This window comes from Phocaeicola sp. RTP21359st1_B8_RTP21360_211022, assembly GCF_040911965.1.
In the GTDB taxonomy this organism is placed as follows: Bacteria; Bacteroidota; Bacteroidia; order Bacteroidales; family Bacteroidaceae; genus Phocaeicola; species Phocaeicola vulgatus.
This window is the reverse complement of sequence record NZ_JBDFXP010000007.1, coordinates 37,860-49,570: the sequence shown is the minus strand read 5'-3', so window position 1 is coordinate 49,570 and position 11,711 is coordinate 37,860. Positions and strand designations below refer to the sequence as shown.

Annotated in this window: 9 protein-coding genes; 5 read left to right on the top strand and 4 right to left on the bottom strand. The window is 40.9% G+C overall.

All coding sequences use genetic code 11. The features are described 5' to 3' along the window. Window positions 1–114: 114 nt before the first annotated feature. The 3 genes from AB5062_RS05235 to xylE are packed head-to-tail and all read left to right on the top strand — an operon-like array spanning window position 115 to window position 4,485. The gene (locus tag AB5062_RS05235) at window positions 115–1,302 is read left to right on the top strand and encodes a BamA/TamA family outer membrane protein (protein ID WP_008782195.1); all 1,188 of its coding nucleotides are present in this window, start codon (window positions 115–117) and stop codon (window positions 1,300–1,302) included. After that, window positions 1,289–2,995, top strand: a complete 1,707-nt coding sequence (locus AB5062_RS05230; RefSeq protein WP_005847079.1) for a phosphoethanolamine transferase — start codon at window positions 1,289–1,291, stop codon at window positions 2,993–2,995. The genes AB5062_RS05235 and AB5062_RS05230 overlap by 14 nt, the downstream gene beginning before the upstream one ends. A gap of 50 nt (window positions 2,996–3,045) precedes the next feature. Then, the gene (gene xylE, locus AB5062_RS05225) at window positions 3,046–4,485 is read left to right on the top strand and encodes a D-xylose transporter XylE (RefSeq protein WP_005847080.1); all 1,440 of its coding nucleotides are present in this window, start codon (window positions 3,046–3,048) and stop codon (window positions 4,483–4,485) included. Window positions 4,486–5,670: 1,185 nt separating this feature from the next. On the opposite strand, the gene AB5062_RS05220 is transcribed toward xylE, so the two are convergent. From AB5062_RS05220 to AB5062_RS05205, 4 genes are all read right to left on the bottom strand, one after another. Beyond that, window positions 5,671–8,931: a S41 family peptidase gene (locus AB5062_RS05220; RefSeq protein ID WP_032952364.1), complete on the bottom strand. Its 3,261-nt coding sequence runs from the start codon at window positions 8,929–8,931 to the stop codon at window positions 5,671–5,673. Window positions 8,932–8,960: 29 nt separating this feature from the next. Then, entirely contained in the window at window positions 8,961–9,227 is a 267-nt protein-coding gene (locus AB5062_RS05215; protein WP_005847085.1) for a hypothetical protein, read from the bottom strand. Between the two features lie 2 nt (window positions 9,228–9,229). Then, window positions 9,230–9,586 carry a phage holin family protein gene (locus AB5062_RS05210; RefSeq protein WP_005847087.1) on the bottom strand — a complete coding sequence of 119 codons (357 nt, stop codon included), beginning with the start codon at window positions 9,584–9,586 and terminating at the stop codon, window positions 9,230–9,232. 77 nt (window positions 9,587–9,663) lie between these two features. Further along, a complete protein-coding gene (locus AB5062_RS05205; RefSeq protein WP_005847090.1) occupies window positions 9,664–9,861 on the bottom strand; it encodes a YtxH domain-containing protein in 198 nt (65 codons plus the stop codon). A 210-nt stretch (window positions 9,862–10,071) separates the two neighbouring features. Between AB5062_RS05205 and AB5062_RS05200 the strand changes: the two genes are divergently transcribed. Both AB5062_RS05200 and AB5062_RS05195 read left to right on the top strand, forming a co-directional pair. Beyond that, window positions 10,072–10,569, top strand: coding sequence for an SPOR domain-containing protein (locus AB5062_RS05200; RefSeq protein WP_005847093.1), 498 nt, complete (start codon window positions 10,072–10,074; stop codon window positions 10,567–10,569). Between the two features lie 125 nt (window positions 10,570–10,694). Continuing rightward, window positions 10,695–11,654: a PCMD domain-containing protein gene (locus tag AB5062_RS05195; RefSeq protein WP_032952365.1), complete on the top strand. Its 960-nt coding sequence runs from the start codon at window positions 10,695–10,697 to the stop codon at window positions 11,652–11,654. The last annotated feature ends 57 nt before the right edge of the window (window positions 11,655–11,711 follow it).

Below are 11,711 nucleotides of genomic sequence, written 5' to 3'. Positions count from 1 at the left end.
GTCACAATAAAGCAGGTTTGGCTATCTTTGTATCCAGACCTGCTTTATTTGTTTTTATTCAGTTTATGTTTACTGTAAAGCTTGTTTTAACAGTGGAAAAAAGAATAGATTACAATGAAGAAAATATCATTTTGGATCGTAATCTTTATATGTATGGCAGATGCGGCTTTGGCAGTCACGCAAGAGGGTGGGCTGTTTTATTTGCCTGAAGATACGACAACGCAACACAAAGACAGCACAGTACAGAAAAGGACTTTTTTCAAAAAGTTTCTGGACTATTTTAATGATGCTAATAAAGATAAGAATCATAAGAAATTTGATTTCAGTATTATTGGCGGACCACATTACAGTACGGATACCAAACTGGGGCTGGGACTGGTGGCGGCGGGGCTTTATCGTACCGATAGAAATGACATGCTTCTTCCTCCGTCCAATGTATCTTTATTCGGAGATGTTTCCACTGTTGGCTTCTATATGTTGGGGATACGCGGAACTCATATCTTTCCGCAGGACAAATACCGGCTGGATTATACTCTTTATTTTTATTCCTTTCCTTCCAAGTTTTGGGGAATAGGGTACGATATGGGTAAGGTAGATGCCAATGAATCTGATTTAGATCGCTGGCAAGCACAAGTTAAAGCTAGTTTCCTGTTTCGGATAGCGGATAATCTATATGTAGGTCCTATGGCATCTTATGATTATGTGCATGGTAAGAATATGGAACGCCCCGAACTACTGGAGGGGATGAATCTTACTACTGCTAATTATGGAGTGGGCCTTTCTTTGGCATATGATTCGCGCGATGTGTTGACCAATCCCCATAAGGGATATTATTTGAATATTACCCAGTGTTTCCGTCCTAAGTTTTTAGGAAACGATTATGCATTCAGTACTACGGATTTGCGTACCAGTTATTATCATCCTGTATGGAAAGGAGGATTGTTGGCAGGAGAATTACGCGGTACTTTTAATTTCGGTAATCCGTCATGGGCCATGATGGCGTTGTTGGGAAACTCGTATTCCATGCGTGGTTATTACGAAGGGCGCTATCGTGACAAGCATAAAATAGAGGGGCAGGTGGAATTGCGTCAGCATGTATGGAAACGTAATGGTGTTGTAGTTTGGATAGGGGCCGGAACTGTATTCAATAAGTTCAGTGCTTTGTGCATGGACAGAGTGTTGCCTAATTATGGAATAGGTTATCGTTGGGAGTTTAAAAAGAATGTAAATGTTCGTCTGGACTATGGATTTGGAAAAAATGGACAGTCTGGTTTTATCTTTAATATAAATGAAGCATTTTAAAGAATTTATTCAGTGGTGTTGTGAGCCACAACGGTTGTTCGTTCTGTTCATCGTTGTCTTGGCCATTCCCAATGTGGCATTGTTTTTTACAGAACAGCAAATGACACTTTGGGCACGTATTTGTAATGTCATTCTGCCGGTATCGGTTTATTGGTTGATTATGACATTGGGGCGTAAACCTGGAAAGACTATTTGGATCTTATTTCCGTTTGTTTTCTTTGCGGCATTCCAACTGGTATTGCTATACCTGTTCGGGCGTTCTATCATTGCAGTAGATATGTTCCTGAATCTGACAACTACTAATTCCGGGGAGGCGCTGGAACTGTTGGATAATTTACTGCCGGCTGTAATTGGTGTTTTTGTTGTTTACATTCCTGCTTTGGTCTTGGGAGGTTTTTCATGGGCCCGGGGTAATCAGTTGGAATATTCTTTTATTCGTTCTCAACGTAAGTATGCCTTGGCAGGCATTGTTGCAGGAGCGTTATTGACCGTTATCTGCTATGCGACGCAACGTGATTATCAAGTAAAGATCGAAATGTATCCGGCTAATGTATGTTATAATCTAGTATTGGCTGCAGAACGTGCGGGCGAAACAGCCGGATATGCGGAAACTTCAAGGGATTTTACTTTTAATGCCAGTGCCGCACATGATGAAAACAGCCGGGAAGTTTATGTCTTGGTGATAGGGGAAACGGCCCGTGCCTGTAATTTCGGACTTTATGGTTATGAAAGGAATACTACTCCATTACTTGATAAAATGGAGGGGGTGGTAACTTTCACGGATGTGCTTACCCAGTCTAATACTACTCATAAAAGTGTGCCTATGTTGCTTTCGGCAGCTTCGGCTGAGGATTATGACTGTCTTTATAGACAGAAAGGAATCATTACCGCTTTCAAGGAAGCAGGATTTCATACTGCCTTTTTTTCGAACCAGCTTCCTAACCATTCTTTTATTGATTTTTTGGGGATGGAGGCAGATGATTGGAAGTTTATCAAGAAAGATGCTCCGAAAGGAGCCAATATTTCGGATGACGAACTATTGTTTCTGGTAGAAAAGGAGCTAAAGGCAGGTCATCAAAAATTATTCATCGTGCTGCATGCCTATGGATCACATTTTAATTATAAAGAACGTTATCCCGAATCCATGTCTGTCTTTAAACCGGATAATCTGACAGACGCCAAATATGAGAATAAAGAGTATTTGATGAATGCATATGATAATACCATCCGTTATACAGATGGTTTCCTGGCTTCTTTGATCACTTTATTGCAGAAAACAAACTCTTTTTCGGCTATGCTTTATACTTCGGATCATGGAGAGGATATTTTTGATGATAATCGAAAATTATTTTTACATGCATCCCCAGTCCCGTCTTATTATCAACTGCATGTGCCATTTTTAATTTGGTTGTCCAAAACATATAGAGAAAAGAATGTGGAAGTACATGAAGCTATATTGCAGAACCGTGAAAAACCGGTGGCGGGAAATGCCTCCGTGTTTCATACCATGCTGAATTTGGCAGGGGTACAGACACCTTATAGGGCAGATAGCCTATCGGTAGCAAACAGACAATATCTCATTCGTCCGCGTTATTATCTTAATGACCATAATCTTCCTAAGTCATTGGATAAGATAGGATTAAAAAAGGAAGACATAGAACAGTTCAGACGGAATAATCTTGTTTTTCCTTGATGTGAAAAAGATTTAAAATGGTTGGAGAATTATAATAGAATTACGTATTAATGATTATTTTCGCACAGCTTTGTTATTGTATTTATTACGAAAACTATTATAATCCTTTTATTATGAAAAACAAGAAAAACAATTTCTATCTGATGGGAGTGGTGTTTATAGCCATTCTCGGCGGTTTACTTTTCGGTTATGATACAGCTGTTATTTCGGGGGCGGAGCAGGCTCTGCAAAAACATTTGGGATTAGATGCTTTCTGGCATGGCGTGACTGCTTCCAGTGCATTGATAGGTTGCGTCATTGGCAGTGCTTTTTCCGGTTATTTTGCTTCGGGGCTAGGACGTCGTAATTCGTTGCGTCTGGCTGCTTTATTGTTCTTCCTGTCTGCTTTAGGCTCTTATTATCCCGAATTTTTATTTTTCTCGAAAGGAGATACTTCGTTTGCATTGATCCTTGCTTTTAACTTTTATCGTATCATCGGGGGAATCGGTGTAGGACTTGCCTCTGCTGTTTGTCCGATGTACATTGCCGAAATTGCCCCTTCCGAAATTCGTGGTAAATTGGTTTCCTGTAATCAGTTTGCTATTATTTTTGGCATGTTGGTAGTCTATTTTGTCAATTATATGATTAAAGATGGTATGCCGGATGAAGTGCTTGTTTCCGATGGTTGGAGATATATGTTTGGTTCAGAAGCGGTTCCGGCTGCATTATTTGGCATTTTATTGTTTTTGGTTCCTGAAACTCCGCGCTATTTGGCTATGACCCATCAGGATGATAAAGCGTTTTCTGTACTTGAAAAAGTAAATGGAACAGATAAGGCTAAAACTATTTTGTCTGAAATAAAGGCTGTAACTTCCGAGAAAACGGAAAAACTGCTTACATACGGGCTGACAGTTATTGTAGTCGGCATCTTGCTTTCTGTATTTCAGCAAGCTATCGGCATTAATGCTGTGCTTTATTATGCACCGCGTATTTTTGAAAAAATCGGTGGCGGTGGCGATGGTATGATGCAGACTGTGGTAATGGGGGTAGTTAATATTCTCTTTACATTGATTGCCATCTTTACCGTAGAGAAGATGGGACGTAAACCCTTGTTGATTGTTGGTTCTATTGGCATGGCTGTAGGTGCATTCTGTGTTGCGTTTTGTGATGAGTTTCAGGTGGAAGGTATTCTTCCTGTTCTTTCCATCATAGTTTATGCTGCATTCTTTATGATGTCATGGGGACCTATCTGCTGGGTGTTGATTGCAGAGATATTTCCGAATACTATCCGCGGTAAGGCAGTGGCTATCGCTGTAGCTTTCCAATGGATATTCAATTATCTGGTTTCTTCCACTTTTCCTGCCATGTATGAATTCAGTCCGGTATTTGCCTATGGGCTTTATGGCGTGATTTGTGTGCTTGCAGCTCTGTTTGTGTGGAAGATGGTTCCTGAAACAAAAGGAAAGACTTTGGAAGATATGACTCGTCTTTGGAAAGAAAGAGCAAGATAAGTTGGTGCGATGCCGGAAACGGTGTCTTTCATACCGGAGAATAGAAACCATCCCTTTCAACTTAACAAATAGAAAGTTGGACGCGAAAATGCCCTCATGCCCTCACTTTGGCTCTAACTGGTTTATAATGAACTGCTTATTAGTGATGGTAGTATCTGTGTTAGTGAGGGCATTGCCCTCACTAACACAGATGCTTGAAAATAAATTATTCTAACTTTATCATGTGATATAAAGTACCTTTTCTGCTGGCTTTTGGGTGAATGTTCAGTTTGCGGATAATGTGTCTGTATTAATTTATCTTGTTGATTGACAGGTTTTTCACGCTTGTACTCTTGCAAATAATTGAAAATCTTCATGTGCGGTCAGCCTTTCTCCCTTCTTCTCTGTAGTGGCGGAATAGAAGTGACATTTAAACAACTGTTCCAAAGGCGAAATTTACTCAAATTCGGTGTTGTTTTGCCAAAATACCTTCTCATTTTCATCATTCAACCCATAACGTTCGTTCTTATAAAGCAGCTGCATGGCTTGTGCAGCGAGTTGGCGGTAGTCTATGTATGCATATTTCCCTGTCTCTTATCTGTTTTCTCCCTTTTATTTTCTCACTTTTATATGTTTGTAATTGCTTATTCACTACTGTGACTAAGTTTAATTACAGTAGTGGTTAAAGTTAACTACAATAGTGATTAGACTTAATTACATTCGTGATTAACAGATATTGAACTTTTAATCGTCAAAGAAGAACAGTATGATACAAACTACGACACCGTTATTTATGCCGTTTGTGCAAGGAAGAAAAACTGAAAAAACAGGGGGCTTACCAAATAACCGGTTTATAGGCTTGTGAATGTATATTATATTGTGAATGAGTGTCTTAAGAGATGAGAATGAGGAATAAGGAGTGAGGGTAATGACTTTACAATGAGTGGGTTATAGTTGGAAATGAGGGCATGAGTGGGAACAACTTATAGAGCATCATTATGACATATTTAAGTATGCTCAGCATAGATGCCCCATACATTATCTTGCTGTAATGTATAAAAAAGAGCCGTATCATTACTTGGGAGTAGAGTTGATACGGCTCTTTTTATGGCTGATAAAGGGTGTCAAAGTATCCTCGGATGAAAAGTCCTTTTCCTCAAAGGTTGTGTTTTGACACCTTTTTCTTTTTATCAGGATGGGATTGTTTTATTTCTTTTCCCCTATTGTTTTCAGCATTTCTTGTACGGCTGCTTCCAACTGCTGGTCTTCACCTGCCAATGCCTTTTCTGGAGTATTATAAACTTCAATGTCTGGAGAAAGTTGGTGATTTTCCGCATATTGTCCACGCATATCCATACAACCCACCTGAGGAATACCGAACACAATGCTCGGGTCGATCTGGTTTTCCCACCATACGGCAGTCATTGTGCCCGGAACCGGAGCACCAATCAGTTTGCCTATCTTTAATTCCTTGTAAACCCATGGGAAGCCATGTGCGTTACTGTAATTGTCCTCGCATACCAATACGCAGGATGGCTTGAGCCATTTATTGAATGGGTCGCTGCCTATGTATTGTCCGCGTGGAACGAAACGCTGATATTCCTTGCCGCTTAATAAAGTGGCCAAGTCATCATGTAGCCATCCGCCTCCATTGTGGCGTGTGTCTACAATAATAGCTTCTTTGTTGCGGCAGCGTCCCAATACTTCACTATATACTTCGCGGAAACTTTGACTGTCCATGCCTTTTACGTGTACATAGCCGATGCGGTCTTCGGATAACTTATCGACTATATTGCGGCAACGTTCTACCCAACGTTTGTACAGCAAGTTACTTTGTTCGCCCATGCTGATAGCTTTGATGGTGATATCAAAACGTTTGCCGGTAGCCGGATTATATATGGCCAGTAACACTTTTCTTCCGGCTTTGCCTTCCAGCAGCGGGAAGTAGTCTTGCCCTTTCACGATAGGTTTGCCGTCAATTTTCTCGATGATGCAACCGGGAGTAACATCCGTTTTTTTCACGGCAAATGGGCCTTTTGCCAATATTTCTTTAATTTTTAACCCGTCACCATCATAAGTTTCGTCATAGAATACTCCTAGGGTCGCTGTGGATAGTATAGGACCGTTTGAGTAGTAACGTGCTCCGGTGTGCGAACCGTTTAACTCACCCAGCATTTCACTCAGCATTTCCTGAAAATCATAATTGTTATTGATGTATGGAAGAAAGCGTGCGTATGCTTCGTGATAGCCTTTCCAGTCTACTCCGTGCAGATCTTTTACATAGAATTTATCTTCTACTTGTTGCCATACATGATCGAAAATATATTCGCGTTCACCATAGGGTTGGTAGTCGAAGAAAGCTTCGAATTCTACAGGTTTGGTTTCACCACTGCTGACAGTGACTTTCTTGATACCACCTTGGCTGCAAAGGAACAGATTCTCGCCTTTCTTATCAGGAAGCAGGGCTCCGCCACCGACTTTTTTCATGACGATTTTAGTCTTGTTTTCTTTAAGATCGTGTTCCCATAAATCATATCCGCTTTCGAAGGCTGCTTGATAATATAGTTTGTCACCCTTCGGAGTTAATACAGCATCTCCCAATCGTGAAGAATTTACAGTCAGACGAATCACACGGTCACGGCTGTTTTCAAGGTCGAAAACCAGTGGCTTTACTTCCTTCTTGTCATCTTCTTTCTTGGAGTCTTTCTTTTTATCTTTTTTATGATCGGCCTTCTCCTTCTCTTCACTCTTCTCTTTGTCTTTCTTTTCCGAGTCTTCCAGTAAGGCAAGCTCTTCCTTGCTCATTCTGAAACGGTCGTATGCGTCCAGGTCGAAGAACATGATATAGATATCCGCTTCAGCACCCCAGCTTCCGTGACTGCGGAATCCTGCGCGGTCACTTTCCCAAATCATGGCTTTTCCATCCAATACCCATTTGGCATTGCCGTCACTGTATCCACTTTCGGTCAGATTATGAATTTCTCCGTTACCAGATGCGTTGACCAGTGCAACATCCTTGTTATTCCATCCGCCAATACCTATGTAGTTGGTAAGAATCCATTTGCTGTCCGGACTCCATTGATACCATTGGTCGCCGTCACTATAAGAATATTCGTACTTGCCGTCCATGACGGTGCGTACAGCTTTTGATTTCAGATTCAGAACACGGATGGTAGTACGGTTTTCAAGAAAGGCTACTTCTTTGCCGTCAGGACTGTATTGAGGTTGGAATGAAGTGATATCCGAATTGGTCAGTCTTTCCTCTTTGATATCGGTTGCGTAAGCGAACTGTTTTTCTTCCTTTTTAGCTAGACTGGTTTGATAAATCTGCCATAATCCGTTTCTTTCGGAAGCGTAAACAATACTTCTTCCGTCCGGAGAAAAGTGAATATCGCGTTCCTGTTGCGGAGTATTGGTGATTTGTTTGGTAGTGCTGTATTCTGTTGATGTGACATATACATCTCCGCGTAGTACAAAAGCAATTTCCTTTGCATCGGGCGAAAGGGATATCTCTGTTGCTCCGCTACGCTTGATCTGGCGGATGAGATCTTTGTCGTTCTTGTCGGTGACAATGGAAATCTGAACTTTTTGCGGAATGGCACCTTCTTTTACCGTGTAGATTTCGCCATCATATCCATAGCATAATGTTCCATTGGAGGCGGCACTCAGGAAGCGTACCGGATGTTTGGTATGGTTGGTAATTTGTTTGGATGTATTACCGTCAATATCACGTTTGAAAATATTAAATGAGCCTTTTTCCTCACTTAAATAATAGAATGATTTATCATCTGAAGCCCAAACGGGAGTGCGGTCCTCACCATTGAAAGCAGTTTGTTTGCGAAAGGTACGGTTTCCATTCAGAGAACACAGCCAAATATCGCGGGTAATGGATGAAGTGTGATGTTTACGCCAAGGGTCTTCATATCCTTTTTTGTCATGGTAGAGTAAAGTATTGCCTGTATGATTGATACTGATATCTTCCATCGGCATGGAAGAGAAGAGGATGGGGCGTCCGCCTTCGGTATTGACTTCATATACTTGTTGGAATTGTCCGGAGGGGAATTGTGCGTCTTCTGCTGTTGGCATTATATTGGCTAGAAACAGAATGTGTCCGGCATCTTTATAAGCCACCGGTGTTTCATTACCCGAATGGGTAGTTAATCTTTTGGGGATACCCCCTTCCTTGTTTACCTCAAAAATATCCATACTTCCCATTCGGTCTGATGCGAAAGCAATTTTTTTTCCGTCAGGGCTCCAGATGGGTTTGGTGTCGTGGGCAGGGTTGGTTGTAATCTGACTGGCCCTGCCGCCTGTAGAGGGTACTGTGTAGATGTCACCTTTATAGGTGAATGCGATGGTGGTTCCATCCGGAGAAATGGCACAATAACGCATCCATAATGGATTGTCCTGTGCATACGTGGAAATTGACAACAAAATTGCCGCCACACCTAGTAGCTGTCTTTTCATGTGGATAAAATGTTGTGGTTAATACTAAGTTATTTCTTTTTTTTCAGGAAATATCCTCTGATTCTTTGCATGATCTTGATACCGGTCCGTACTCCGTCATAAACGGCGATTCCTGTATTGATATGTTGCATAATGCCTTCTACGCCTCCTTTGTGTTCTACAGGCGCAAAAAGTTCATGTATGGTTTGTACCATTTCTTTTTTAGCTTGCTGTACTTCTTCCAACTTCTCAGCTTTTCGTTGTGCTATCACTTCCAAAGTGATGATGGGCGTTTTATTAGGAGTATTCTCTTTCATAATCAGTTGTCATTTAAAAGCAAGTTGGCAAGGAAATTTACCATAGGCTGAACAATCAGCCGTTTGCGGAATAAAACGATTAACAGAATCAGCAGAATAATGCATCCGGTAATGATTCCATAACTGGCCATAAGCCCGCCTACATGAGGTGCGAGTACATAGGCCAATGTAAATGATAAGTAGAAAAGGGCGATAATACCTAATATCAATAATATAAAGACAAGGATGAGGGTTGATATCAGTATAGTAAGTTTTTCTACTAAATGTAGTTTTACATAATCCTTTTGTAACTCTGCGTACTTTTTAAGCTCTGCCAGAAGTTGTTGCAGATTATCTATATTTTTATCGTTTGCAAACATGCGTGGAGTTTTGATTTAAAAATTATTGTCATTCCGGACTTGTATCCGGAATGACAATACACTTTTGTGGGCGTTGCTTATTCTTTTACCTCGGCTGCAATTTCATCGACCAGATTTTCCATATCTGTGCGACTTAATTTGATACCTCTTTTACGTAAAGCATCAGCAATTTTGCTACGAGTGTCTTCTCCGCTTTCAGGAGCAAATAAAATACCGGCTGCTGCACCAACTACGGCTCCGCCTAGGAATGCAGCTAAAATACTTAATCCTTTCATAGTTTTTTGTTTTTTGTACCTTACAAATCTAACAAATAAAACTGAATGTTGTTGTTTATTTTGTCTATTTTTGAATAGAAATTGGAGATTCTTCTCTGATTAACTAAATTTAACTCCGTTCTTGCTGTGAAAGCTGTTGATATATTGCTACTTTTGCACCAATATAATGGAATTAAACTAGAGTATTAATTTATAAAAGATTGAGTAATCATGAAAAAATTAGTTGTGTTGGGTATGGGATTGTGCGTAGCCTTGGCATTTTCCTCATGTAAATCTAGCGAAAGTGCTTACAAGAAGGCTTATGAAAAGGCAAAACAACAGGAATTGGCTGAAGCTCCTGCCGATCAGGTAGAAGCGACTCCGGTTGAAGCTGCTCCGGTAGTATCTGCCCCCGTGACAACTGCTCCTGTTGCCGGTCCGGTTCGCGAAGAGAAAGTAGAACTGGTTTCAGGTGACGGCTTAAAAGCATATAGCGTAGTATGTGGTAGCTTTGGCGTGAAAGCGAATGCGGAAGGTCTGAAACAATATTTGGATGGCCAAGGCTATAATGCCAAAGTGGTTTATAATGCTGAAAGAAATACGTATCGCGTTATAGCATCTTCATACGATGACCGTGCGGAGGCTACTCAGGCAAAGGAGGAATTTAAGGCAAAATATCCTAACCGTGACGATTTCCAAAAGGCATGGTTACTATATAGAGTATATTAATGATTTCTTTTTGGTAAATTAAGAAGAAAATATAGTCTATTTTTCTTTATTAAAAGCGGCAACTGTGAAGTTGCCGCTTTTTTTTATAGCTTTGCCGGTTCTAAACAACAATAAAAACTAAGGGTATGAAATATTATGGCAGATTATCGGTCGCTGCTCTTTTGGCTATAGCACCGCTGTATGGCTTTGCCCAGGAAAAGGTGGTACCTATTAAATACGGAGATATGGATCAGTGGATAATCCGTAAGGTTCATGAGTCCGGTGTTATAGGCGGCAATACCAAACTTCTTTATGAGATAGGCCCTACAAAGGAAATAGATGGTAACAAACCTTATAAGAATATGGGAGGGTCTCCTTGGGGAACCTCTAATGTGATGGCTAAGGTAGTGGGCATTGTTAAAACAAATAATTCTGTTTACAGGGACAAACGGGACAATGGATATTGTGCTCGTCTGGAAACGCATATAGAGAGCGTCAAGGTATTGGGAATGGTGAATATTACTGTATTGGCAGCCGGATCCATTTATTTGGGTGATATGTTGGAGCCGATAACAGGAACCAAGAATGCTGAGAAGAATATGAATTGGGGAGTTCCTTTTACCCAACGTCCCAAAGCTGTCCGTTATGATTATAAGGTAAAGATGTCTGGTGAGAAAGATCGTATCCGGTTGACAGGCTTCAGCAAGAAAGGTCAGGTGGCAGGGCAGGATTGTGCGATAACTGTTTTCTTTTTGCAAAAACGTATGGAGGACGCTGAAGGAAATATTACTGCGAAGAGGGTAGGAACTATGGTGGTGAAGTATGATAAGGACTCGGATGGTTGGGTGAATGGTGCTACTTATGAAGTGCTGTATGGTGATATAACCAAGCATCCGTCTTATGATCATGAAACGATGGGGTTGAGAGAGAGAGATTATACTAGAAATAGTAAGGGAGAAAGTGTCTTGATTAAAGAAACAGGATGGGCGGGGGCCAATGAGAATCCTACCCACATGATACTGCAATTTTCGTCCAGTCATGGGGGAGCTTTTATCGGTTCTCCCGGAAATACGCTTTGGGTTGACAATGTGAAGCTGGTCTATTGAAGATAAGTAAATGCTTTTGTTTGTGTAATGTTGCAGGTGCAAGATATATATCTTGCA

Coding starts and splice junctions, on each gene's coding strand:
- AB5062_RS05235 (WP_008782195.1), top strand. CDS start 115: ATGAAGAAAATATCATTTTGGATCGTAATCTTTATATGTATGGCAGAT.
- AB5062_RS05230 (WP_005847079.1), top strand. CDS start 1,289: ATGAAGCATTTTAAAGAATTTATTCAGTGGTGTTGTGAGCCACAACGG.
- xylE (WP_005847080.1), top strand. CDS start 3,046: ATGATTATTTTCGCACAGCTTTGTTATTGTATTTATTACGAAAACTAT.
- AB5062_RS05220 (WP_032952364.1), bottom strand. CDS start 8,931: ATGAAAAGACAGCTACTAGGTGTGGCGGCAATTTTGTTGTCAATTTCC.
- AB5062_RS05215 (WP_005847085.1), bottom strand. CDS start 9,227: ATGAAAGAGAATACTCCTAATAAAACGCCCATCATCACTTTGGAAGTG.
- AB5062_RS05210 (WP_005847087.1), bottom strand. CDS start 9,586: ATGTTTGCAAACGATAAAAATATAGATAATCTGCAACAACTTCTGGCA.
- AB5062_RS05205 (WP_005847090.1), bottom strand. CDS start 9,861: ATGAAAGGATTAAGTATTTTAGCTGCATTCCTAGGCGGAGCCGTAGTT.
- AB5062_RS05200 (WP_005847093.1), top strand. CDS start 10,072: ATGAAAAAATTAGTTGTGTTGGGTATGGGATTGTGCGTAGCCTTGGCA.
- AB5062_RS05195 (WP_032952365.1), top strand. CDS start 10,695: ATGAAATATTATGGCAGATTATCGGTCGCTGCTCTTTTGGCTATAGCA.